24 protein-coding genes are annotated in these 23,452 nt (G+C 72.9%); 8 read left to right on the forward strand and 16 right to left on the reverse strand.

The genetic code is table 11. The features are described 5' to 3' along the window. Window positions 1-131: 131 nt before the first annotated feature. Complete coding sequence (locus JYK04_RS11935) at window positions 132-1,439, reverse strand: DUF5685 family protein (RefSeq protein WP_189739734.1); 1,308 nt, start codon at window positions 1,437-1,439, stop codon at window positions 132-134. Between the two features lie 285 nt (window positions 1,440-1,724). Between JYK04_RS11935 and JYK04_RS11940 the strand changes: the two genes are divergently transcribed. Beyond that, window positions 1,725-2,174: a cell division protein SepF gene (locus tag JYK04_RS11940; RefSeq protein ID WP_030012752.1), complete on the forward strand. Its 450-nt coding sequence runs from the start codon at window positions 1,725-1,727 to the stop codon at window positions 2,172-2,174. 9 nt (window positions 2,175-2,183) lie between these two features. Here the strand turns inward: JYK04_RS11940 and JYK04_RS11945 are convergent, their stop codons facing one another. Together JYK04_RS11945 and JYK04_RS11950 are read right to left on the reverse strand one after the other, a co-directional pair. Further along, a complete protein-coding gene (locus JYK04_RS11945) occupies window positions 2,184-3,356 on the reverse strand; it encodes an acyl-CoA dehydrogenase family protein (RefSeq protein WP_189739730.1) in 1,173 nt (390 codons plus the stop codon). A 233-nt stretch (window positions 3,357-3,589) separates the two neighbouring features. After that, window positions 3,590-5,233 (reverse strand): MFS transporter, encoded by a 1,644-nt coding sequence (locus JYK04_RS11950; RefSeq protein ID WP_189739727.1) that lies wholly within the window; start codon window positions 5,231-5,233, stop codon window positions 3,590-3,592. 316 nt (window positions 5,234-5,549) lie between these two features. Here JYK04_RS11950 and JYK04_RS11955 point away from each other — a divergent pair, with 316 nt between their 5' ends. Beyond that, on the forward strand, window positions 5,550-6,665 hold the full coding sequence (locus tag JYK04_RS11955; RefSeq protein ID WP_189739724.1) for a glycosyltransferase family protein: 1,116 nt from the start codon (window positions 5,550-5,552) through the stop codon (window positions 6,663-6,665). Between the two features lie 242 nt (window positions 6,666-6,907). Next, on the forward strand, window positions 6,908-7,993 hold the full coding sequence (locus JYK04_RS11960) for a phosphatase PAP2 family protein (RefSeq protein WP_189739721.1): 1,086 nt from the start codon (window positions 6,908-6,910) through the stop codon (window positions 7,991-7,993). Window positions 7,994-8,280: 287 nt separating this feature from the next. On the opposite strand, the gene JYK04_RS11965 is transcribed toward JYK04_RS11960, so the two are convergent. The 3 genes from JYK04_RS11965 to JYK04_RS11975 form a co-directional block, all read right to left on the reverse strand. Further along, complete coding sequence (locus JYK04_RS11965) at window positions 8,281-9,261, reverse strand: helix-turn-helix transcriptional regulator (protein ID WP_189739718.1); 981 nt, start codon at window positions 9,259-9,261, stop codon at window positions 8,281-8,283. 37 nt (window positions 9,262-9,298) lie between these two features. Next, entirely contained in the window at window positions 9,299-9,841 is a 543-nt protein-coding gene (locus tag JYK04_RS11970) for an MTB12 C-terminal domain-containing protein (protein WP_189739716.1), read from the reverse strand. Window positions 9,842-9,969: 128 nt separating this feature from the next. Continuing rightward, complete coding sequence (locus tag JYK04_RS11975) at window positions 9,970-10,680, reverse strand: LysM peptidoglycan-binding domain-containing protein (RefSeq protein ID WP_189739714.1); 711 nt, start codon at window positions 10,678-10,680, stop codon at window positions 9,970-9,972. 296 nt (window positions 10,681-10,976) lie between these two features. Here JYK04_RS11975 and JYK04_RS11980 point away from each other — a divergent pair, with 296 nt between their 5' ends. Then, the gene (locus JYK04_RS11980) at window positions 10,977-11,786 is read left to right on the forward strand and encodes a hypothetical protein (RefSeq protein WP_189739710.1); all 810 of its coding nucleotides are present in this window, start codon (window positions 10,977-10,979) and stop codon (window positions 11,784-11,786) included. A 211-nt stretch (window positions 11,787-11,997) separates the two neighbouring features. After that, window positions 11,998-12,360, forward strand: a complete 363-nt coding sequence (locus tag JYK04_RS11985; RefSeq protein ID WP_237410259.1) for a hypothetical protein — start codon at window positions 11,998-12,000, stop codon at window positions 12,358-12,360. Window positions 12,361-12,387: 27 nt separating this feature from the next. On the opposite strand, the gene JYK04_RS11990 is transcribed toward JYK04_RS11985, so the two are convergent. From JYK04_RS11990 to JYK04_RS12010, 5 genes are all read right to left on the reverse strand, one after another. Further along, window positions 12,388-12,918: a hypothetical protein gene (locus tag JYK04_RS11990; RefSeq protein ID WP_229875697.1), complete on the reverse strand. Its 531-nt coding sequence runs from the start codon at window positions 12,916-12,918 to the stop codon at window positions 12,388-12,390. A 290-nt stretch (window positions 12,919-13,208) separates the two neighbouring features. Then, entirely contained in the window at window positions 13,209-14,672 is a 1,464-nt protein-coding gene (gene der, locus JYK04_RS11995; RefSeq protein ID WP_189739705.1) for a ribosome biogenesis GTPase Der, read from the reverse strand. 76 nt (window positions 14,673-14,748) lie between these two features. Continuing rightward, complete coding sequence (locus tag JYK04_RS12000) at window positions 14,749-15,336, reverse strand: lysophospholipid acyltransferase family protein (protein ID WP_373297459.1); 588 nt, start codon at window positions 15,334-15,336, stop codon at window positions 14,749-14,751. Between the two features lie 56 nt (window positions 15,337-15,392). Next, window positions 15,393-16,100 carry a (d)CMP kinase gene (gene cmk / locus JYK04_RS12005; protein WP_189739699.1) on the reverse strand — a complete coding sequence of 236 codons (708 nt, stop codon included), beginning with the start codon at window positions 16,098-16,100 and terminating at the stop codon, window positions 15,393-15,395. 137 nt (window positions 16,101-16,237) lie between these two features. Continuing rightward, window positions 16,238-17,326, reverse strand: coding sequence for a prephenate dehydrogenase (locus JYK04_RS12010; protein WP_189739697.1), 1,089 nt, complete (start codon window positions 17,324-17,326; stop codon window positions 16,238-16,240). A 223-nt stretch (window positions 17,327-17,549) separates the two neighbouring features. Here JYK04_RS12010 and JYK04_RS12015 point away from each other — a divergent pair, with 223 nt between their 5' ends. From JYK04_RS12015 to JYK04_RS12025, 3 genes are all read left to right on the forward strand, one after another. Continuing rightward, window positions 17,550-17,891: a DUF952 domain-containing protein gene (locus JYK04_RS12015; RefSeq protein ID WP_189739695.1), complete on the forward strand. Its 342-nt coding sequence runs from the start codon at window positions 17,550-17,552 to the stop codon at window positions 17,889-17,891. Between the two features lie 81 nt (window positions 17,892-17,972). After that, window positions 17,973-18,461: a Rieske (2Fe-2S) protein gene (locus tag JYK04_RS12020; RefSeq protein ID WP_189739693.1), complete on the forward strand. Its 489-nt coding sequence runs from the start codon at window positions 17,973-17,975 to the stop codon at window positions 18,459-18,461. Between the two features lie 28 nt (window positions 18,462-18,489). Further along, entirely contained in the window at window positions 18,490-19,170 is a 681-nt protein-coding gene (locus JYK04_RS12025) for a nucleotidyltransferase domain-containing protein (protein WP_189739691.1), read from the forward strand. Here the strand turns inward: JYK04_RS12025 and JYK04_RS12030 are convergent. From JYK04_RS12030 to pnuC, 5 genes are read right to left on the reverse strand one after another with little or no spacing between them, the layout of a single operon-like run. Continuing rightward, on the reverse strand, window positions 19,159-19,917 hold the full coding sequence (locus JYK04_RS12030; RefSeq protein WP_189739688.1) for a nucleotidyltransferase domain-containing protein: 759 nt from the start codon (window positions 19,915-19,917) through the stop codon (window positions 19,159-19,161). The two genes, JYK04_RS12025 and JYK04_RS12030, sit on opposite strands and share 12 nt — an antisense overlap. A 3-nt stretch (window positions 19,918-19,920) precedes the next feature. Beyond that, window positions 19,921-20,934, reverse strand: a complete 1,014-nt coding sequence (locus JYK04_RS12035) for an ADP-ribosylglycohydrolase family protein (RefSeq protein ID WP_189739685.1) — start codon at window positions 20,932-20,934, stop codon at window positions 19,921-19,923. Then, window positions 20,931-21,659, reverse strand: coding sequence for an NUDIX hydrolase (locus JYK04_RS12040; RefSeq protein ID WP_189739684.1), 729 nt, complete (start codon window positions 21,657-21,659; stop codon window positions 20,931-20,933). Before JYK04_RS12040 ends, JYK04_RS12035 begins: the two co-directional genes overlap by 4 nt. Further along, window positions 21,656-22,735 (reverse strand): AAA family ATPase, encoded by a 1,080-nt coding sequence (locus tag JYK04_RS12045; protein WP_189739681.1) that lies wholly within the window; start codon window positions 22,733-22,735, stop codon window positions 21,656-21,658. Before JYK04_RS12045 ends, JYK04_RS12040 begins: the two co-directional genes overlap by 4 nt. Continuing rightward, window positions 22,732-23,340 carry a nicotinamide riboside transporter PnuC gene (gene pnuC, locus JYK04_RS12050; protein WP_229875693.1) on the reverse strand — a complete coding sequence of 203 codons (609 nt, stop codon included), beginning with the start codon at window positions 23,338-23,340 and terminating at the stop codon, window positions 22,732-22,734. Before pnuC ends, JYK04_RS12045 begins: the two co-directional genes overlap by 4 nt. Window positions 23,341-23,452: the final 112 nt, after the last annotated feature.

Raw genomic sequence — 23,452 nt, forward strand, 5'->3', positions numbered from 1 at the left:
GCGCTCGCGCCATTCCCGCCACGCGGCGTGCGGGTCGTCTGCGTCGTCGCTCATCCCGCTCAACCCTTCCACGCGGGTCCGGACGGGAATCCCCGCGTACGCCGTCCGGACCTGTGAAATCTGAAAGAGCCTCAGCAGTCGCAGCCGCAGCAGTCACAGCTGCAGCAGCCGTCGCCACCACCGCCACCGCCACCGCTCCCACCGCTGGTATCGGTGCTGCCGCAGCAGTCGCAGGATTCGCAGCACTCACAGGCGTCGCACCACGGGTCCCGCTTCTTCCGGGACCACGGGCCCTCGTGCTCGGTGCAGCACATCTGGCAGGTACAGAACAGTCCGATGGCCACCGCGCAGCCCGCGAGCAGTCCGCGGCGCGGCCGCTGCGGGGGCGGCGCGCCACCGAATCCGCCCGGGCCCGTGGGCGGCATCCCCGGGCCGCCCGCTCCTCCGCCGTACGGGGCCCCGCCGTAGGGGTTCTGGCCGTACGGGCCCTGGCCGTACGGGTTCCCGCCCTGGCCGCCGTACGGCTGGCCCGCGTACGGGTTGCCGCCCTGGCCGGCGGAGGCCGTCGCCGTGTGGGCGCAGCTGCCGGTGCCGAAGGCCCGGTCCACCGAGGTGCGCAGCTCGTGCACGAGCAGCCGGTGGGCGAGCCCGGCGTCCGTGAACTCGACCTCGCCCAGCGCGAGCTTGATGCCGTGGAGGGCGTCGTCGCAGAGCCTGCGGGCCTCGGTGAGCGAGGTCCCGGTGGCGGTGAGCGGGTTCCAGGCGCCCGCGACGGCGTCGGCGCCCTGGTCCTCCACCGCGTCGAGCAGGTGGGCGAGCCGGCCGAAGTACCGGCCGGCCTCGGCCAGCGCGGGGGCGTTGCCTGGCCGTCCGGCCAGCTGCGCGGTATGCGCGAAGGCGGCGGCCGTCGCGGTCTCCGTCGGCTCGGTCACCACGAGCACCGGGGTGCCGAGGCCCGCGAGCGTCTCGATGCCCGCCTGCCGGTCCACGGCGTCGACGAGCACGGCGGTGTCGAAGCCGAGCGAGGCCCCGGTGCGGGCTCCGGCCCGGTCCCAGCCGCGGGCCACCTTGCGCGCGGCGGCGGCTATGGGGGCGCGGGCCAACAGCCCGTCCCGGTCGGCCACGTGGTCGCGCACCTTGGCGGAGGCGAGCACGAGCGAGACGGCGGCGGCGAGCCGCGCCCCCTCGCCCTGGGCCACGGAGGCGGTGCGCATCCCGCGCAGCGGGCAGGGCCCGGCGGTGCGCCGGGCCTCGGGCGCGGTTCCCGACTGAGCCTCCGTCAGAACGGAGACGAGCAGACCGTCGTAGTTCGTAACGATCCGGGCGAACTGTCCGTGATCTCCCCGAAGTGCCAGGCACAGCCCGCACAGATGGGCCATCCACTCCGCCTTGAACCGTTCTCCCAACCGGTGCGTGCAAGGTCTCACGATGCCGAACAAGCTGCTTCCCCCGTGTGTCGTACGCGTGCTTGCCGGGCATCGTATCGACCCGCGCGTTTCACCCGTACGTCCGCGTCGCTCACCCGTAAGGCGGCAGTGGTCGTATTTTCACTCAGTCAGCAGTGGTGGCGACCAGGATCCTTGACCGTGCAACGGATGTTCTGCACCAGTACCGTCACGAAACCCGTGCGCGGCGACTATCCACTTGGCGCGTTGTCAGCATCATGGACGAGCATAGGGGCAGCGGAGAGAAGACAGACTGACCGCGGTGAAAGGAGGCAGTCCATGGGTTCGGTGCGCAAGGCGAGTGCCTGGCTGGGTCTCGTGGAGGACAGCGACGACGATCGCTACTACGACGACGACTACGCGGAGGCCGCCCAGGGTTCGGTGGCCGGCCCCGGCGAGCAGTGGGTCACCGACCCCCGGGTCCGGGTGGCCTCCGAGTCGGCCGTGGAGCACGGCCGTCGCATCGCGACGGTCACCCCGGACGGTTTCCGTGACGCGCGGGGCATCGGCGAGCTGTTCCGCGACGGGGTACCGGTCATCGTCAACCTGTCGTCGATGGACCCGGGTGACGCGAAGCGCGTCGTCGACTTCGCGGCCGGACTGACCTTCGGGCTGCGCGGTTCGATCGAGCGGGTGGCGACCAGGGTCTTCCTCCTGACCCCGGCCGACACCCAGATCGTCAGCGGCGAAGCGGGCGGCCGCTCACGCGACTTCTTCAACCAGAGCTGAGCAGGGCTCTCACCGGAAGGCGTCCAGCCCGGTGAGTGCCTTGCCCAGCACCAGCTGGTGCATCTCGACGGTGCCCTCGTAGGTGAGCACCGATTCGAGGTTGGTGGCGTGCCGCATGACGGGGTACTCGAGGGAGATCCCGTTGGCTCCGAGGATGGTCCGCGCGGTGCGGCAGATCTCGATGGCCTCACGGACGTTGTTGAGCTTGCCGAAGCTGATCTGCTCCGGCCGCAGGGTGCCCGCGTCCATGCGCCGGCCCAGGTGGTGCGCGAGCAGGATGCCCTTGTGGAGTTCCAGGGCCATGTCCGCCAGCTTGGCCTGGGTGAGCTGGAAACCGCCGATCGGCTTGCCGAACTGCTCCCGCGTCCTCGCGTAGTCGAGCGCGGACTCGAAACTGGCCCGCGCCGCGCCCATGGATCCCCAGATGATCCCGTACCGAGCGTGGCTGAGGCAGCCGAGCGGCCCCTTGAGCCCGGTGACCAGCGGCAGCACCGCGTCGGCGGGCAGCCGTACGTCGTCCATCACCAGCTCGCTCGTGACGCTGGCCCGCAGCGACCACTTGTGCTTGATCTCCGGCGCCGAGAACCCGGGGGTGTCGGTGGGCACCGCGAAACCGCGGATCCCCTCGTCGGTCTGCGCCCACACCACGGCGACCGCCGCGACGGAACCGTTGGTGATCCACATCTTGCGGCCGTTCAGCACCCAGTCGGTGCCGTCGCGCTTGGCGTAGGTCCGCATCGCCGCGGGGTCCGACCCCACATCGGGCTCGGTCAGCCCGAAGCAGCCGATGAGCTCGCCCGCGGCCATGCCGGGCAGCCAGCGCTGCTTCTGCTCCTCGGAGCCGTACTTCCAGATCGCGTACATGGCGAGCGACCCCTGCACCGACACGAGCGAGCGGATCCCGGAGTCGGCGGCCTCCAGCTCCAGGCAGGCGAGCCCGTACTGCACGGCGCTGGCGCCGGCGCACCCGTAGCCCTGGAGGGACATCCCGAGCGCTCCGATGCCACCGAGCTCCCGGGCCAGCTCGCGGATCCCGGGCAGCTCGCCGCTCTCGTACCACTGCGCGATGTTCGGCAGCACCCGGTCGGCAGCCCAGGCGCGGACGGTGTCCCGGACGGCGAGGTCCTCGGGCCCGAGGAGCTCGTCGAGCCCGAGCGGATCATGGGGCAGGAACGCGGACACTGGGCCTCCCGGCGGCCTGAGACAGAACCTAGCAGCGCAAGTTTTGCGCTCACCCGAAGCTATTAGCCCAGGCCGGGCAAATCCAGCCCCCTATTCCAGCCCCGCCGGGGGTACCTCCCATCGGTAGCCGGGGGAGCTTGAGGCGCTCTTTCAGCCCCGCCGGCGTTTGAGGCGCGGGGGTCCGGGGGCAGCGCCCCCGGCAACGGCGCCGCACCCGGCGGCACCGAACTGCGTCAGCCCGCCTGCTCGACCGGGGTCGGCCGCGCCTCACCCTTCGCCTGCGCGGGCAACCGCACCTCCGCCGCCTCTTCCTCCGCCGCCCCGCAGTCCATCGTCCGCGGCAACTTCAGCGCCATCACCGCCCCCGCGAACAACAGCACCGCGCTCACCAGCAGCGTCACGTGCAGTCCGTGCACGAACGACTGCCGCGCCGCCGCGTACAGCGACGCCCCCGCCGGCCCGCCGAGGTGCGCGGCGATCTGGTAGGCCTCGCCCAGAGAGTTCGCCGCGCCCGCCGAATCCGCCGCCGACACCCCCGGCACGCCCATGAGCCCCGGCCGGTACGCCGCGTTCATCACGCTGCCCAGCAGCGCGATGCCCATGCCCGCGCCCAGCTGGTACGAGGTCTCGCCGATCGAGGCCGCGCCGCCCACGGTGGCCGCCGGGGCCTCGCTCAGCATCGACTCGTACGCGGCGAACAGCGTGGTCTGCAGCCCGAAGCCGAGCAGGATGAAGCCGATGGTCAGCAGCAGCGGCCGGTCCTGCTGGCCCATGAGCGTCAGCAGCAGCACGGCGAAGGCCGTCAGGACGAAGCCCAGCGACACCATCGTGCGCGGCCCGACCCGGCCCAGGGTGTACGAGCCCGTGGCGCCCGCGGCCATGGCGGCGAAGGTCAGGGGCAGCAGTCGCAGGCCGGTCTCCAGCGGGCTGAGGTGCAGCACCAGCTGGAGGTACTGGACGGCGATCAGCTCCAGGCCTACCAGGGCCAGCATGGCGAGGACGATGCACGCGACCGAGGTGGAGAAGGCGGCCCGCGAGAACATCCGCATGTCGATCAGCGGCTGCTCGCGCCGCCTCTGCCGCCGCACGAACAGGACGAGCAGCACCAAGCCGACCAGCAGCGGGAGCAGCGCCTCGGCGTCGAGGAGCCGGCGTTCGGCGCCCAGCCGCTTGATCCCGAGCACCGTGCCGAGTACACCGGCGGCGGCCATCAGCGCGCCGAGCACGTCCCACGGCCCGTCGGCGGAGCCGCGCGACTCCGGCAGCAGCCAGCGGCCGAGCGGCAGGATCAGTGCCATCAGCGGGATGTTGATGAGGAAGACCGAGCCCCACCAGAAGTGCTGGACGAGGAAGCCGCCGAGCACCGGGCCGCTGGCCGCGCCGATGGCGGCGACGGCGGTCCAGATGCCGATGGCGAGCGCCCGCTCGCGCCGGTCGGGGAAGACCTGCCGCAGGATCGACAGGGTGGCGGGCATGATCATCGCGCCGCCGATGCCGAGCAGGGCGCGCGCGGCGATCAGGACCTGGGCGTTGTCGGCCAGGGCCGCTATCGCGGAGGCCGCGCCGAAGAGCCCGTAGCCGAGGAGGAGGATCCGGCGGCGGCCGACCCGGTCGCCGAGGGTGCCGAAGAGGATGAGCAGCGAGGCGCAGACCAGCGGGTAGGCGTCGACGATCCACAGGAGTTCGATCGAGCCGGGGCGCAGGTCCTCGGTGACGGAGGGAACGGCGACGTGCAGGATCGTCGCGTCGAGCGCGACGAGGACCAGGCTGACGCAGAGCACCGCCAGGACGACCCAGCGGTTGGTCCCACCGGAGGCGGCGCTCAGCCGCTGCCAGGGGGAAGGGGTCCGGACCCCGGCCGCGTTCGTCCCCGACATGCATGTACCTCCCAGGTGATCCCTCGGGCTCGGCGGACCAGCGTCTTGTGGAGCCACGGGGGGTGGTGCGCTGTGCGGCGTCCAACGGGGTCCGGCATCGACACGCGAGTGAACGGTCAGCGTACGCGAGTTCGTCTGGCCGACACGTGGTCAAGCTCTCATCCCGGCGACGGCCCCCGTGTGGCGTACGCCACTCCCTCCACCGTCATCCTTCCCCCGTGTACACGCGCGCTCACGGCCTGTGGTTTCCCCGTCGCCGCACTTCCCGCCCCGGCTCCGGCCCTCGAGGGGCGTCCGACCGCAGCCACCGATAATCATGCATGTGGAAGATCTTGGATTTCGCCGGGCCGCGCCCGCACTGGCCGCCTTCGCGGCGGTGCGGCTGCTCGGGCTGACCGTGCTCGCGGTGTGGGGCGCGGCGGTCGGCAGCAGCCCGCACACGCTGCTGTCGGCCCGCTGGGACTCGCTCTGGTACGCCCGCATCGCCGCGGAGGGGTACGGGTACGAGGTGCTCCTCCCCAACGGGGACGTCCACTCGAACCTGGCGTTCTTCCCGCTGCTGCCGTGGCTGGAACGGGTGGTGTCCGCGGCGACCGGGCTCTCGTACGGCTCCGCGGGTCTGGTGGTGTCGGTGGTCGCGGGGCTCGCCGCGGCCTGGGGGATCTTCGCGGTGGCCGATCTGGTCCACGGCCGCCGGGCCGGGGTGTTCGCGGTCGCGGTCTGGGCGGCGCTGCCGGTCGGGATCGTGCAGTCCATGGCGTACAGCGAGTCGCTGTTCACGGCCCTGGCCGCCTGGGCGCTCTACGGGGCCCTGCGCGGACGGTGGCTGACGGCGGGACTGCTCGCGGCCGGGGCCGGGCTGACCCGCCCGGTCGGCGCGGCGGTGGTCGCGGCGGTGTGGGTGGCCGCCGCGCTGGCCTGGCGGCGCGGGGAGCGGTCCTGGCGGACGGTCGCGGGGGTGCTGCTGGCTCCGGCGGGGGCGGCGGCGTACGTCCTGTGGGTCGGTGCGCGCACCGGGGGCGGTCTGCTGGGCTACCTGGACGTGCAGGGCGGCTGGGGCAACGGCTTCGACGGCGGCTGGGCGTTCGCGCGGTTCATCGGGGCGAAGCTGGCCTCGTCCGCGTTCCTCGCCGGGGTGGGGCTGATCGCGGGGGTCGTGCTGGTGCTCTGGCTGTACGGGAAGTGCGTCCGGCAGCGGCAGCCGGTGCCGCTGCTCGTGTACTGCGGGATCGTCGTGGCGCTGGCGCTGTGCGCGTCCGGGTACTTCGGCTCCAAGCCCCGGCTGCTGCTGCCCGCCTTCCCTCTGGTGCTGCCGCCGGCGGTGGCGCTGGCGCGGTGGCGGACCGGGCGGGCGGCCTCGGTGGTGGGCGCGCTGGCGCTGGCCTCGGCGGTCTACGGGGCGTTCTGGCTGAACGGCTCGGGTCCTCCATAGGACCCCCACATCACGGAATGGATCATTCCGGTCCATCTTTCAGCAAAAGAAATGGCCCGCACGGCTATAAAGTCCGGATAAGTGACAGAAACAATTCACCGGGGCAGTGGATCAAGGGGCGGCCAACCACTGCCGAAATAGCGGGAATTAAGTCCCGCGTGAGACCAACTCCACATCACATGGTCATCACAAAGCCCGCGATTCGCCCGGGCCGACCATCGGCGGGCGGTAACGTCGATTGAGTGCGTACCGACCAAATCCTGACCCGTCTGGAGCGGGTGTTCGCCCGGCTGGACCGGGAACCAGAGCGACCGGCTCATCTGCAAACCCCGCAGATGAGCCGGCACCGCGTCGTACTCCTGGGATCGACCCTCGCCTTCTATCTCGCAATCGTGGTCGCCGTACTGACCACTTCCTGGCTGGTCCGCCTGGACTGGCAGATCATGTTCTTCCGGCCCTACGAGCAGTGGCCGCAGCTGCACGCCTTCCTCGACTACCTGGTCGTGCTGGGCCAGCGCGGACCCACGGCGGTCATGGTCGCCGCCTGGCTCGGCTGGCGCTCCTGGCGGCAGCACACCCTCCGCCCGCTGATCACCCTCGGCGTGGCACTGCTGCTGCTCAACATCACCGTCGGCTCCGTCAAGCTCGGCCTCGGCCGGCTCGGTCCGCACTACGCCACGGAGATCGGATCCGCCGAACTCTTCGCCGGTGGCGATATATTCCCTTCCGGTCACACCGCCAACGCCGTGGTGACCTGGGGAATCCTGGCCTACCTGGCCTCCACCGGGGTCACCCGCCGGGTGCTGTCCGTGGTGTCCGCGGTCGTCTCGCTGAGCGTCGGCGCCACCACGGTGTACCTCGGCACCCACTGGGTCAGCGACGTCCTGCTCGGATGGTCCGCGGGCCTGCTGATCCTGCTGGCCCTCCCCTGGTTCGAGCCGCTCATCGCCCGGACCGAGGCCTACGTCTTCGACGTGCGCGAGCTGCTGCGCCGCCGCGCCGAGACCGGGCGCATGCCCGTGCCGGTCGTCTCCGTGCTCACCCCGCTGCTCTCGGCAGGCGGCAAGTGGCAGTTGCGGACCCCCGCGGAGGCCGCCGCCGACACCGCCGCGGAGCCGGTCCCGCAGCCCGTCACGGCCACCGTCACCGCGGCGGCCACCGTCACCGCGCACTCCCCCACCGCCCGGCCCGCCGCGCACCCGGCCGGCCGGCCGCACGTGATCCGCTCCGAGCGGACCCCGGTCACGCCGAACGGCAGCCGCCGCCCGGCGCACACCGAACGGGCCACCGCCCGGGGGGCCGCGGCCCGTCCGGTCGCCGGCGGCTGACCGTCCCACCGCGGGGGCGGTACGCACCCCCTCCCCCCGTGACACACGAAGGCGGGCCGGGTCCTCGGACCCGGCCCGCCTTCGCCGTTCGTCAGCGCCACGCCCGGACGTTCGTCCGTCCCGGGTCACGCTTGTGTCACAGAATATCAACAGCCGCAAATTGTTTACCGGTCCGCGACACGCCCGGGGTTCAGACGGTTTGGAATTTGTGCCGAACACGGCCGAATTCCTGTCCGGGATTGTCATGATCCCCTTGGCCCAGACCAGTTGAACCCCCCTCAGCTCCCCTACATTTCCTTCACTTCTCCGGCCTCCACGGCCCTGCCCAGGAGATCCCGCGCGGCCCTGATCCGATCCGTCAGCTCCGGCGGTTCGACCACTTCGAACTCACAACCGAGCAGCATGACGTGAATCACCAGAACGTCCAGGCTGACCGCCCCGGTCCGCAGCAGACAGCTCTGCCCGTCGATCGGTTCCAGGACCCCGTCGCTCGGCCCGACGGTCCGTGCCGCGTCCTGCGCCGAAACCTTCAGCCGCACCACCGCGCGGGCCGCGTACGCCCCCCGCGACACGCCCTCGGAGACGTACGCGGCGAGGTCCTCGGCGGGCGCCGGGCGCGGACTGAACCGCGGTCCGTGCGGAGGCCTGGGTTCGATCCGGTCGGCGCGGAAGGTCCGCCACGCCTCCCGGTCCAGGTCCCAGGCGACGAGGTACCAGCGCCGCTCGGTGCACACCAGCCGGTGCGGTTCGACGGTGCGGCGGCTGACGTTCCCCTCGTGGTCGCGGTACCCGAAGCGCAGCCGCTCGCCGTCCCGGCAGACCGAGGCCAGCTCGGTCAGCACCGAGGGGTCCACGGTGGACCGCTGAGCGCCGCGCAGCATCGGTACGGTGAACTCGTTGAGCGCGGACACCCTGCGGCGCAGCCTCGACGGCAGCACCTGCTCCAGCTTCGCGAGGGCGCGTACGGAGGCCTCCCCGATGCCCTCCACCCCGTTCCCGGCGGCGGTCCGCAGGCCCACGGCGACGGCCACGGCCTCGTCGTCGTCCAGCAGCAGCGGCGGCAGCTCGGCCCCCGCGCCCAGCTGGTAGCCGCCGCCGGTCCCCGGGCTGGCGTTCACCGGATACCCGAGCTCCCGCAACCGGTCGACGTCGCGCCGGACCGTCCGCGCGGTCACCCCGAGGCGGCCCGCGAGATCGGCCCCGGTCCATTCGCGGTGGGCCTGCAGCAGGGACAGCAGGCGCAGCAGTCGTGCGGAGGTATCGAGCATCCCCCGAGTCTGCCAGCGCACCGTGCCGGGCCGGACCTCAGCAGAGCAGGGGCGGCGCCTCGGCGCCGCTGAGCTCGACGAGCGAGCAGAGGGTCTTCAGGGAGACCTTCCAGACCCCGTCCTCGAGCACCACGGTCCCCTTGCTGCCGGGCAGTACCGTCTCGTCGCCGACCTTCAGGTCGTAGGTCACCTCGGCCTCGGTGGGCGAGGTGAAGGTGACACCCGTGACCACGACGGAGGCCTTGGCCGCCTCGGCGCCGGTCGAGAAGCCGTCCAGCAGCGCCTTGAGCAGGTCGCCGTGCTGCAACAGCTCGGCCTTCTTGTCGGTCGGGGTCTTCGGGTCGAAGAAGGCCGTCCAGTTCTTCTCGATCTGCGCCTTGGCCGCCTCGGGGTCCGCGGGCCCGTCCGCGGCCGGCAGGGTCAGGACCGCGGCGGAGGGTGGGCCCGGGGCACCCGCGGCCATCGCGGGCGAGGACCACCCCACGGCCGCCGGTACGGCCAGCAGGACCGCGGCCGCGGTGCAGGCCGCGGCACGTGCGGATGCGCGCGGGTGGGCGCGAGGGTGTCTGCTCTGGGCCATCTGGCTCACCACCGGTGTCCGAGCGGGCCGTTCGGCCCGTCGTTTCCAGGGTCGGCGCCCGCACGGCATCGCGCAACGCGCGGAGGGCCCGGGCGCCCCGGACGGCCCGGGCGCCCCGGACGGCCCGGTCAGGGGGCCGGGGCCGGTGGCGGGACGGCCGGAGCGGTGACCGGCACCGGCACCGGCACTTGCGTGGGCGCGGGCGCCGGCCCGGCCGGGACCTGCGGCGGGGCGGCGGGCTCCGCGGTGGGGACGACCAGCATCATGCCCACCGCGAGGGCCTGCGGCTTCGGCCCGATCCGCTCCCGGTTCGCCTCGTACAGGGCCTGCCACCCGCCCCGGATCCGGTGCTTGCGGGCGATCGACACCAGCGTGTCGCCGTCCCGCACCGCGTGCATCCGCCCGGCCAGCCCGTACCGCTTGGAGCACACCGGCCACGCTTTCCAGCCCTGCGAGCCGACGACGTCCTCCGCGACCCGGATCTGCTGCACGCGGCTGGCCAGGTCGGCCCGTTTCGCGAACGCCAGCCCGCCGTACTCCTCCCACGTCGGCTGCCAGAACTGCAGCCCCCCGTAGAAGCCGTTGCCGGTGTTCACCGCCCACCGCCCGCCGCTCTCGCAGTCGGCCACGCAGTCCCAGGGCCACTCCCCGCCCGGTCCGCAGTCCCCCGGCCCGTCCCCGATCACGCCGGGCGAGCCGGGGTGCGCCGCCCCGGCCGGCCCGGGCGCAGGTGGCGGCGGAGCCGCGGCCTCGGCCGCGCGGGGCAGTACGAGCGCCAGCACGGCGGCGAGGACGACGGCGCCGCCGGAGACGGCCCGGCAGGTCCGGTGACGGGGCATCGGGTCACGCTACGCAGCCACCCGCGGCCCCCTTCGGCCCGCCACGCGACAGGTCACCGCGCCCCACCCGGTCGGCCGACCGCCGGCACCACCCCGAACGGCCACACCCGGGCACCAACTGAGCACAACCAGAAAACAGTTGGCATGAAAGCGAAGCTAAGGTCGGACGGTTCACCCCATCGGGGGCCAGGTTCGAATCCGTTCCCTCAAATGGCGTGACCCCGGCCGCCGCTCGGCCGTTGAGCCCGGCGAGCCGGGAGCCTCCCGGACCCGCACCTATGCCGAGGAGCCACCCCGTGCCGCGCATGCTCGACGTCAGTGATGAGGTACGTGCCGAGATCGGTGACGAAGAAGCCGACAGGCTGCTCGTCGGCGAGGACGCGCCGCGCAGTTACGACTGCACCTCCTGCCGTACCCCGGGCGACCCCGAGAACGACCGCACCAGCACCGTGCTGTTCGTCGGCGAGGAGACCGCCGTCCTCGCCTTCGCCCACGCCACCTGCATCCCCTCGCAGGTGGTCTCGGTCTCCGAGGAGCAGCTCCAGGGAGCCGTCCGCAGCATCACAGGCGACAGCCCGGCCGGCGCCGGCGGCCCCGGCGCCGCCCCGCAGAACGTGCCCGGCGGCCAGGCCGTCCTCGGCATCACCAGCGGCCTGATCCTGATCGCCGGGGAGCTGCACCCCGCCCTGGTCGTCGAGCCGACCGCGCCCATCGCCCGCCCCGGCAGCGACGGCCCCGGCGACGACTTCCTGCCGCTCCTCATCGAGCAGGGGTTCATCCCGGTCACCGACACCTCCGAGGTCCCCGGCGTCCTCGGCGGCTGGTCGGTGCTGCTCGCCGCGGGCCAGCTGCACGCCGTGCTGCAGCCGGGCAACGACGGCGCCGGCCAGGTCGCCTGGTGGCAGGCGCACCAGGCGCTGTCGGTCACCGACGGCTGGCGGGCCGCCGTCAACAAGACCCAGCGCGTGCTCATCTACGCCGCCCCGGTCGGCTCCATCGGCCAGCAGCCCCGTGAGGACCTGCTGCGCGACGCGCTGGACAAGGCCGCCGCCGCGGGCAAGCTCGTGGCCGCCGCGATGCCGCTGGCGGGTACGCCCGGCGCCTGATCCCGCCGGTACGAGAACGGCCGCCCAGCCCCCTGCCGTGGGGGCCGGGCGGCGTGCGCCGGGGGTGTGCGGTCCGTCCCGCACACCCCCGGCGATCTGCGTTTCCCGCCCCGTCACCCCGCATCCGCAGCGCGCCGATTTCGTTGGCTGATACGTGCATGCATACGACTCCTCCCGCGCCCCGTCCTATCCGAGCAGCACCGTCCCCGCGATGCGTCCCGCACGGGACCGGGACACCCCTCCGGCCGTCTCGCACACCCCGATCTACGACACGCTGTACTCGGAGTACCTGCGCGCCTTCCGGGCGCTGCCGGGCGACCGTACGGGCGAGGAGGACCACGGGTTCACGGCCTTCGCCTACGGGGGCTCGTACACGAGCGGCAGCTCGTACGGCACCGGCTGGAACGGCTCCGGGTGGCAGCGCGTCGACGGCTGGCAGCCCTCGTACACCCCGCAGCCGCTGCCGGCGTACTCGTACGCGGGCAGTCCCGGATACGCCGACGGGCGGCAGCACCAGACCGGGATGACACACATCCCGGCGGCCCTGCCGCCCGCTCCGCGCCGGGGCTACTGACCCCTCGCGGCGCCCGGCCGACCACGGCTAGCCGGCCCCGTACCGACTGGCGACGAGGCGGACCTCCTGCACGGCGCCCGGCGGCTCCAGCAGCATCGTGCCGGCCTCCTGGCCCTGGTGGTGGACGCGCAGCCGGGGGCCGTCGGTCATCACGCGCAGCTCCGGCCACGGGTGCCGCCACAGCAGGACGGAACGCTCCCACATCTGCATCCCGCAGCTGGTCACGCGCAGTTGGTAGCGCGGGCCCTCGTGCGGAGAGGGCGGGGTGTGTTCGGTGAACGGGGGCCGGACGGTGTAGGTGCCGACCACGTTCTCCCCGGGCTCCAGGATCGCGTCGCGGGCGTCCTCCCGCAGGGCGATCCGGGCCCCCGACCAGCCGGCGAGGCCCGCCGTCACCGCGGCCGCGGCAACCAGCACCCACCAGGGCAGGCCGGCCTTCACCCCCAGGGTGACGACCCCCGCCGCCCCGCCGAGTGCAGCCACCGCGCCGGCGGCCATCGCCCTGCGCCGACGGCGGCCGTCCCGGCCGCCTTCGTCGACTTCCCGGCCCTCGCCCATGTCCCCGCCCTCTGTTGTCCGACCTCCAGGAGAGCGTACGGGCGGCCGGGGCGGGTGCGGGAACCGGCCTTGCGTCAACGGCATTGCGGCTGACCGGTCCGGGACTGCTTGTCGCTTGCTCTCTGGGCGCCCACCGAAAACACAGTCTCTGCCGATCCGCGATCGCCGGTCTTCCTGGACGCTGCGAAAGAGCCCCGGCCACGGCCTGACGGCCCACAGCCGGCCCGGGCAAGCGTCAAGCCCCCCGCCTGCGGAGAAGATGCAGGTGGGGGGCTTGAGCAGACGGGGAACTACTTCTTCTTCTTGTACTGGGCGCCGCGCTTCTCGCGCACCCGCACCGAGATGTGGATCGGGGTGCCTTCGAAGCCGAACTCCTCGCGCAGGCGGCGCTCGATGAAGCGCCGGTAGCCGTGCTCCAGGAAGCCGGAGGCGAAGAGGACGAACCGCGGCGGCTTGCTGCCCGCCTGGGTACCGAACAGGATGCGGGGCTGCTTGCCGCCACGGATCGGGTGCGGGTGGGCGGCGACGACCTCACCGAGGAAGGCGTTCAGCCGGCCGGTGGGGACGCGCGTCTCCCAGCCCGCCAGCGCCGTCTCGATCGCCGGGACCAGCTTCTCCATGTGACGGCCGGTGAGCGCCGAGACGTTCACCCGGGGCGCCCAGGCGACCTGCTGCATCTCGGTCTCGATCTCGCGCTCGAGGTAGTAGCGGCGCTCCTCGTCGAGCTCGTCCCACTTGTTGTACGCGATCACGATCGCGCGGCCGGCGTCGACGGCCATCGTGATGATGCGCTGGTCCTGGACGCTGATGGTCTCGGTGGTGTCGATCAGGATCACCGCGACCTCCGCCTTCTCGACGGCGGCGGCCGTGCGCAGGGAGGCGTAGTAGTCGGCGCCCTGCTGCAGGTGGACCTTCTTGCGGATACCGGCGGTGTCGACGAACTTCCAGGTGATGCCGCCGAGTTCGATGAGCTCGTCGACCGGGTCGCGGGTGGTGCCGGCCAGCTCGTTGACGACGACGCGGTCCTCCTTCGCCACCTTGTTCAGGAGCGAGGACTTGCCGACGTTCGGGCGGCCGATGAGCGCGATGCGGCGCGGGCCGCCGGGGGCGGCGCCGCCGAAGGTCTGCGCGGGGGCCTCGGGCAGGGCCTCCAGGACGGCGTCGAGCATGTCGCCGGTGCCGCGGCCGTGCAGCGAGGAGACCGGGTGCGGCATGCCGAGGCCGAGCGACCACAGGGAGGCCGCGTCGGCCTCGCCGCTCTGGCCGTCGACCTTGTTGGCGCACAGCACGACGGGCTTGCCCGCCTTGCGCAGCAGCCGTACGACGGCCTCGTCGGTGTCGGTGGCGCCGACCTTGGAGTCGACGACGAAGACGACCGCGTCGGCGGCCTCGATGGCGTACTCGGCCTGGGCGGCGACGGAGGCGTCGATGCCGAGGACGTCCTGCTCCCAGCCGCCGGTGTCGACGACCTTGAAGCGGCGGCCGGCCCATTCGGCCTCGTACGTGACGCGGTCGCGGGTGACGCCGGGCTTGTCCTCGACGACCGCCTCGCGGCGGCCGATGATCCGGTTCACCAGGGTCGACTTGCCGACGTTCGGGCGGCCGACGACGGCGAGGACGGGAAGCGGGCCGTGACCGGCCTCCTCGATCGCGCCTTCGACCTCTTCGATGTCGAAGCCCTCTTCCGCGGCGAGCTCCATGAACTCCGCGTACTCGGCATCGCCAAGTGCTCCGTGGTCGTGCTGGTCGTTCATGAAGTCCGTTCCTCGTCGTTCGTGGTGATCGGTGGTACCCGCGCAGCGCGGTTCCACTACTGGTTTCAAGTCTCGCTCAGCGCCCGGTGAGGCGCTTGGCGTCGGCCAGGTGGGCGGTCAGCCGGTCCTGGATGCGTACGGTGGCCTCGTCCAGCGCGGTGCGGGTCCGGCGGCCACTGCCGTCACCCGCATCGAAGGCCGAGCCGAAGACGACGTCGACCCGGCTCTTGAGGGCCGGCAGGCCCTTGACGACCCGGCCCGGGGTGTCCCCGCTGCCCAGGACGGCCACGGGGACGATGGGGGCGCCGCTGCGGACCGCGAAGTACGCGAGGCCCGCGCGGAGCGAGGCGAAGTCGCCCTCGCCCCGGGTGCCCTCGGGAAATATCCCCAGGGCCCCTCCATTGTCGAGCACGCCGAGGGCGCGGCCTATCGCCGTCCGGTCGGGGCCGCCGCGGTCGACCTTGACCTGCCCGATCCCGTCCAGGAAGGGGCCGAGCGGGCCCACGTACGCTTCCTTCTTGATCAGGAAGTGCAGCGGTCGGGGCGCGGTGCCCATCACCATGGGGCCGTCGATGTTGTGCGAGTGGTTCACGGCGAGGATGACGGGGCCCGAGGCGGGCACCTTCCAGGCCCCCAGTACGCGCGGCTTCCAGAGCCCGTACATGAGCCCGATGCCGATGCGCCTGCCGACCGCCGCACCCTTGAGGGAGGGCGCTTGGCTCACTTGCGGCCCGCCCGCTTCTCTTCCACCAGCGTCACGACGCACTCGATCACCTGGTCGAGCGTGAGTTCGGTGGTGTCCACCTCGGCGGCGTCGTCCGCCTTGGCCAGCGGGGAGGTCTTGCGTCCGGAGTCGGCCGCGTCGCGCTTGATCAGCGCCTCCTTGGTGGCCGCGAGGTCGGTGGCCTCCTTGCCGCGGAGCTCGCCGCTGCGCCGGGCGGCGCGCGCCTCGGCGGAAGCGGTCAGGAAGATCTTGAGGTCGGCGTCGGGCAGGACGGTGGTGCCGATGTCCCGGCCCTCGACGACGATCCCGTCGGCCTCCTGGGCCGCCTCGGCGGCGATGGAGCGCTGCAGGTCGGTGATCAACGTGCGCACCTCGGGGACGGCGCTGACGGCGCTGACCTTGGAGGTGACCTCCTGGGTCCGGATGGGACCCGCGGCGTCGAGGCCGTCCACGGTGATGGTGGGGGCGGCCGGGTCGGTGCCGGACACGATGGTGGGCTTGCCGGCGGCGATCGCGATGGCCTGCGGGTCGTCGGTGTCGACGCCGTTGGTGATCATCCACCAGGTGATGGCCCGGTACTGGGCGCCGGTGTCCAGGTAGCGCAGCCCGAGCTTGGCGGCCACGGCCTTGGAGGTGCTGGACTTGCCCGTGCCGGAGGGACCGTCGATGGCGACGATCACGGCGGACGGAGCTGCGGTTTCCACGGTGCGGGCACCTTCCTGGTTGCGCGTACGTGTCCGGGCGCGGCAAAGCGCCCCTCCCCAAGGTTACCGGCCCCGGACGGCCCCCGTCCCCGCCGTGCGTTCCGGGGGCCGTCCGGCCCCCGGAACGCCGCCGCTCGCTACTGCTGCCGCAGCGCCCAGCCCCGCTCGCGCAGCTCGGCGGTCAGGCCGGCCACCGCCCGCGGCTCCACCATGAGCTGGACGAGGCCGGCCTGCTGGCCCGTCGCGTGCTCGATCCGTACGTCCTCGATGTTGACCCCGGCCCGCCCCGCGTCGGCGAAGATCCGCGCCAGCTCGCCGGGCTGGTCGCTGATGAGCACGGCCACCGTCTCGTAGACCGTGGGCGCCGCCCCGTGCTTGCCCGGCACCCGGACCCGGCCCGCGTTCCCGCGGCGCAGCACGTCCTCGATGCCCGCGGCGCCGCCGCGCCGCTTCTCCACGTCGGCGGACTGCAGGCTCCGCAGTGCCTCGACGGTCTCCTCCAGGTCGGCGGCGATCCCGGCGAGGACGTCGGCCACCGGTCCCGGGTTGGCCGACAGGATCTCCACCCACATCCGCGGGTCGGAGGCCGCGATCCGGGTCACGTCGCGGATGCCCTGCCCGCACAGCCGGACCGCGGTCTCGTCGGCCTCCTCCAGCCGGGCCGCGACCATGCTGGAGACCAGCTGGGGGGTGTGCGAGACGAGCGCCACCGCGCGGTCGTGGGCGTCGGCGTCCATCACCACCGGTACGGCCCGGGACAGGGCCACGAGCTCCAGCGCGAGGTTGAGCACCTCGTGGTCGGTGTCCCGGGTGGGGGTCAGCACCCACGGGCGGCCCTCGAAGAGGTCCGCGGTGGCGGCGAGCGGCCCCGACTGCTCCTTGCCGGCCATCGGGTGCGTCCCGATGTACGCGGTGACGTCCACGCCGAGCGCCGCCAGCTCCCGCCGCGGTCCGCCCTTGACGCTCGCCACGTCCACGTAGGCGCGTGCGACCCCGCGCCCGATCAGGTCGGCCAGGGTCGCGGCCACGTGGGCCGGCGGGACGGCGACGATCGCCAGGTCGACCTGCTCCTCGGGGGCCTCGTCGGTGCCGGCCCCGAGGGCGGCCGCCGTACGGGCCCGGCCCGGGTCGTGGTCGGCGAGGTGGACGGTGATCCCCCGGGCGGACAGGGCGAGCGCCGCGGAGGTGCCGATCAGTCCGGTTCCGATGACGACGGCGGTTCTCACGGGGCACTCCCAGGGGACGAAAAGGCGAGCTGACGGACTGTCCGGCCAGGGTATCCAGCACCCGCGGCACGAGGGCCCGACCGCCCATCCCGTGGGACGGCGGCCGGGCCCTCGTGCAGCGCTGCCGGGCGGTCAGACTTTTTGGGCCCGGATGTGTCACCTGTGGCGGACCATTCCGCCACCTGGCGCACACGCCCGCGCCCTCTGCGGTAGAACCATCCGCATGATCTTCCACATCGTCCCGCTCGCCGACTGGGCCGCCTCCCCCGAGCTCCCGTACGCTCCGGCATCGCTGGAGTCCGAAGGGTTCGTCCACTGCTCCGCGGACCGCCCCACGGCACTCGCGATCGTCGACGCGCACTACCGGTCGGTACCCGGGATCCTGCTCGCGGTGGAGCTCGACGAGAGCGTGCTGACCGCCGAGGTCCGCCGGGAGAGTGATTCCGGTGGCCGATTTCCACATGTTCACGGTCCGCTGAACCGGGAAGCCGTGATCCACGTGTGGGAGGTCGTACGCACACCCGGCAGCCCTGCCTCACTGGCCCCATGGGAACCGGGCCGATGAACCGGCGCGGCAGGCTTCACCTGAGGCCCGCCGCAGGCCAGGATGCTGCACGCCATCCGGCCACGAAGCGAGGAGAGACTCATGAGCGACCTCACGCACACCGCCCGGCGCACGGTACTGACGATCGGCGCGGCCGCCCTGGCCGGCGGCGCGATCAGCGCCTGCGGCAGCAGCGGCGGCGAAAAGGCCTCCCCGGGGGAACCGAACGAGGTGCCCGCCCAGCCCGCCGAGCCCGCCGCCCCGGCTCCCGCCACGTCGGCGGACACGGGCGCCGCGGCCGACAAGGCCCTCACCAAGAAGGCGGACATTCCGGTGGGCGGCGGCAAGGTCTTCAAGGAGGAGAAGGTCGTGGTCACCCAGCCCAAGGCCGGCACCTTCAAGTGCTTCACGGCGGTCTGCCCCCACCAGGGCTGCCTGGTCAACAAGGTGGAGGACGGCAGCATCGACTGCCCCTGCCACAACAGCAAGTTCGCGGTCGCCGACGGTGCGGTGACCAAGGGTCCGGCCACCAAGGGGCTGGCGGAGAAGAAGATCAAGGTCGCGGCGGACGGCAATATCTCGCTCGCATAGCGGCAGGTCAGGCGCCTACGCTCCCCTGATGGACGATCTGACGCTGGTACGGGACCACACGGTCTACCGGTGCGTGATGGGCTCCCGGGCGTTCGGACTGGCGACGGAGGCGAGCGACACCGACCTGCGCGGTGTCTACCTCGCGCCGACGCCGCTGTTCTGGCGGTTCGAGAAGCCCCCCACGCACGTGGAGGGCCCGCGGGACGAGGAGTTCTCCTGGGAGCTGGAGCGCTTCTGCGAACTCGCCCTGCGGGCCAACCCGAACATCCTGGAGTGCCTGCACTCCCCCCTGGTGGAAGAGGTCACCCCGGTCGGCGAGGAACTGCTCTCCCTCCGCGGTGCCTTCCTCTCCCGCCGGGCCCACACCAGCTTCAGCCGGTACGCGGCCTCCCAGCGCGGCAAGCTCCTCGCCGACGTCCGCGTCCACGGCGCCCCGCGCTGGAAGCACGCCATGCACCTGCTGCGCCTGCTGCTGTCCTGCCGTGACCTCCTGCGCAGCGGCCGGCTGACCATCGACGCCGGCCCGCACCGGGACCGCCTGCTCGCGGTCCGCCGCGGGGAGCTCACCTGGGAGGAGGTCGACGCCTGGATGGCCCGCCTCCAGGAGGAGACGCAGAGCGCCCTGGCCTCCACGGTGCTGCCCGCGGAGCCGGACCTGGCCCGGGTGCAGGACTTCCTGGTCCGTGCCCGCCGCGCGTCAGCCGAGTAGCGTGCGCCGCCGTACGACGAACGCGTCGAGCGCGTCGAACGCCGTCGCCTGCTCGGGCAGCGCGGAAGCCGCCTGCGCCGCGTCCAGCACGGTGTGCAGCGCCTCGAAGTCCTCGCGCACGCCGCCGACGGGCGGGCCCTCGTAGCCGCCGTGCTCGGCGGCCACCTTGGCCTCGATGAGGGCGGCGAGGTACGGGGGCGCCTCCGGCACCTCGGCCAGCAGGGTCGGCAGGTGCGCCTGCACCTCGGCCGACCGCATGAGGTGGATGCCGGTGAGCAGCGCCCGGAACGCGTAGAGCAGTGGTTTCAGTTCGGCGGCCTTCTCGAAGAGCCGCCACTGGGTGCGCGCGAACCCCCGGTAGTGGTGGGCGTGGTGGGAGGTCAGCACGCCCGGAGCCAGCGCGATCAGTTCCTCGTGCGCCGCCGTCGTGTGGACCACGAGCGGGGAGAGGAGCTGCTCCAGGACGTAGCCGTTGCGGTTCAGCATCAGGCGGACGAACTTGCGCAGGTCGTGCGTGACGAGGTCCATCTCCACGTCGTCCCGGTCCCACATCCGGGTCCGGGTCTCCTCCGGCTCGCGCAGGCCCAGCAGGGCCTGCGCCGGGAGCAGGTGGGCGCCGCGCAGGTCGATGTCGGAGTCCCGGGACGGGAAGCCGTACAGGTGCGCGCCGGAGACCGTGGCGAAGAGCAGCGAGTCGGGCTGCTCCGCCACGACGGGGGTCAGGTCGATACTCAGTGCGTCCAGCATGGCTCAAGCGTCCCAGAGGGTGCCGAAGGCCAGGAGCTCGTCCCGGTACTCGATGCGGCCCTCCCACTCGCGGGGCCAGACGTCCGCGCCGAGGTGGGCTCCGGCGAAGGCGCCCGCGAGGCAGGCGATGGAGTCGGAGTCGCCGCGCGTGCAGGCGGCCCGGCGCAGCGCGGTCAGCGGCTCGTCGGGGAAGAGCAGGAAGCAGTGCAGGGCGGTGGCGAGGGCCTCCTCGGCGATCCAGCCGTCGCCCGTGGTCAGGCAGGGGTCGGTCTCCGGGGAGGGGGACCGCAGGGCGGCCGCGAGCCGGTCGAGGACCGCCAGGCACTCGTCCCAGCCCCGGGCGATGAAGGACTCCGGGGAGGCGTCGGACGCGGTCCGCATCCACAGGTCGCCCAGCCAGCGCTCGTGGTAGCGGGTGCGGTTCTCCAGGGCGTACGAGCGCAGCCGCCCGACGAGCCCGGTCACCTCGGTCCCCTCGGCCAGCAGGTACACGGCCCGGGCGGTCAGGTCGGAGGCGGCGAGCGCCGTCGGGTGTCCGTGGGTGAGGGCCGACTGGAGCTGCGCGGCTCCGGCCCGCTCCTCCTCGGTCCAGCCCGGCACCAGCCCGACCGGGACCACCCGCATGTTGGCGCCGCAGCCCTTGGAGCCGATCTGGCTGGCGTCGCGCCAGTCCCGGTCCGAGGTGTCCAGCAGCCGGCAGGCCGTCATGCAGGTGCGGCCCGGGGCCCGGTTGTTCTCCGGGGAGTGGTACCAGTCGACGAACTCCTCGCGGACCGGCCGGGTCAGCCGCAGCGGGCCCACCGGGCCGCGCCCGGCCGCCGTGCGCAGGCCTCGGGCCAGGGCGAGGGTCATCTGGGTGTCGTCCGTGACGATCGCCGGGCGCGGCAGGCTCATCTCGCGCCAGGGCCCCGTCTTGGCCAGGATCGAGGGCACGTCGTTGAACTCGGTCGGAAAGCCGAGGGCGTCGCCCAGGGCCAGGCCGATCATGGCGCCGGTGGCGGCTCGCTTGGTGGTCATCGGGAGGATCCTTCCGGTCGCAGCAGAGGTGGGTGGAGGGTGGTCGCCGGACCGGGCCGGTAGAGGGCGGCCGGTTTGCCGCGGCCGCCGGTCAGCCGGGCGGCGCCCGGTACGGCCTCGACGAATCCCGGCGTCGCCAGGACCTTGCGGCGGAAGTTGGGGCGGTCGAGGGTGGTGTCCCAGACGGTCTCGTAGACGGACTGCAGCTCGCCGAGGGTGAACTCGGGCGGGCAGAAGCCGGTGGCCAGGCAGGTGTACTCCAGCTTGGCGCCGATCCGCTCGTGTGCGTCGGCCAGGATCACCGCGTGGTCGAAGGCGAGTTCCGAGACCTCGTCCAGCGCGGTCCAGCGGGCGTGCGCCGCGTCCCCGCCGCCCTCGGCGGCCGGCTCCGGCAGGTCCGGTACGAGGGCGGTGAAGGCCACCGAGACCACCCGCATCCGGGGGTCGCGGTCCGGTTCGCTGTACGTGCGCAGCTGCTCCAGGTGGAGTTCGGCCACGAGCCGGTCCGGCAGGCCGGTCTCCTCGGCCAGTTCGCGCCGGGCGGCGGTCTCGGCGGACTCCCGCGGCAGGACGAACCCGCCGGGCAGCGCCCAGGCCCCGGCGTACGGCTCCTGGCCGCGCCGGATCAGCAGGACGTGCAGGGCGCCGCCGCGCACGGTGAAGACGGCCAGGTCGGCGGTCACCGCGAACGGCTCGAAGGCGTACGGGTCATAGCCGGCGGTCATCGGTTCTCCGGAAGGGGGTCGGTGAAGTGCCAGCCCTCGGCCAGCAGCGCGTCCACGGCGCGGACGGCCGCCTCCAGCCGGGCCGCCCGGTCCCCGCGCACGACGAGGAAACGCCTTCCGGTGCGCTCCAGTTCCGCCCGGAACCGCTCGGTCATCCAGGGCCGCAGGTGCTCCCCGTCCCGCAGGCCGTCGTCCTCGAAGGGCACGTCGGCGTGGTCGGTGAGCAGGTACAGGTCCCGCCGGGTGAGGTCGGCGATCCGCTCGACCTCGGCGTTGCGGCCGCCCGTGTACCGCTCGTGCCAGATGCCGGTGGCGAAGGAGTCGGTGTCGCAGAACAGCACCGGGGAGCCGAGCCGGGCCGCCTGCTCCTCGTCCGCGTCCTGGTGGCGCGCGATGACCGGGAACTCCTGCGAGGTGAAGGAGACGTCCGCCCAGGAGGCGGCCGGGTCGGCGGCGCGTGCCGCCGCCAGCTTCTCCTCGCTGTACCGGCGCCCGTACTCGGCGACCCAGCCCGTCTTGGCCCATACGCCGCCGCGCCGCCGGTAGTGGTCGGCCAGGGCCCGTGACAGCGTGGTGGTCCCGGTGGACTCCGCGCCGAGGACGACGACGCGCCGGGTCAGGGCGGCCCGGACGGCCGGACCGAGGAACTCCCAGGTGCCGGCCGGGTCCCTGCGCACCGCCGTACCGGACACCGGGAACAGCGTCCGTTCCCGGTCCACGAGGACCTCCTCGGCGCCGAACCGCCGGGCGAGCTCGCTCCCGTACTCCTCCGAGGTGAACACGGCGTCCACCCGCCCGTGGACCGCGCCGCGGAAGACGGCCATGTGCGCCTCCCAGATCTGCGGGTCGTGCAGGTCGACGGGGATGTCGTCCACCGCGCCGACGACCTCGGCCCCGGGGTGCGCCTCGCGCATCCAGGCGACCCGGTCGGCGAGCGGGACCGACTCCACGGAGGCCGCGCACACCAGCACGGTCAGCCGCTCGCACTGGTCCTGGGCGGTGCGTACGAGGTGGTGGTGCCCGGCGTGCGGCGGGTAGAACTTGCCGAGGACCAGGCCGTGGCCGTGGCGCCTCATGCCGTCGCCTCCGCCGCCGTACGGGCGTCCCGGGCGGGCAGGGTGCGCCGCCAGCCGAGGAGTCCGACCACGCACAGGGCGAGGAAGCCCACGTAGAGCGCGGAGGTCAGGTAGAGGCCCTTGTGGGCGTAGAGCGGGATGTAGACGAGGTCGGCGGCGATCCACAGCCACCAGGACTCCACGAGCTTGCGGCACTGACCGTACGTGGCGACGAGCGAGAGCCCGGTGGTCAGCGCGTCCCAGAAGGGGACGGTGGAGTCGGTGGCCCGGCCCAGCAGCAGGGTGAGCGCGAGCACCCCCACCGCCCCCGCCGCGGCGAGCCCGGCCCATTCGGTGCGCGTGGTGCGGCGCACCGGCAGGGCCTCGGCGGATCCTGGTCCACCCCCGTGGGTCCAGGACCACCAGCCGTAGGCGGCGAGGGCGATGAAGACGATCTGGAGCCCGGCGTCGGCGTAGAGGCCGGCCTGGGCGAAGAGCACGATGAAGAAGACGTTGTTGGCGATCCCGATCGGCCAGTTGGCCACGTGCTGCCGGGCGACCAGCCAGACGCACAGGGCGCCGGTGGCGAAGCCGAGCACCTCGGTCCAGCTCATGGTCCAACTCATGACGACCCCCTCCGACTGTTTAATGGTCAGGTTGACTATAAACAGTGACCGGGGTCCCCGACAAGCAGAAAACCCGCGGCGCCCTGGGGCACCGCGGGTTTCCGGGGATCGG

It is taken from the genome of Streptomyces nojiriensis (assembly GCF_017639205.1).
GTDB lineage: Bacteria > Actinomycetota > Actinomycetes > Streptomycetales > Streptomycetaceae > Streptomyces > Streptomyces nojiriensis.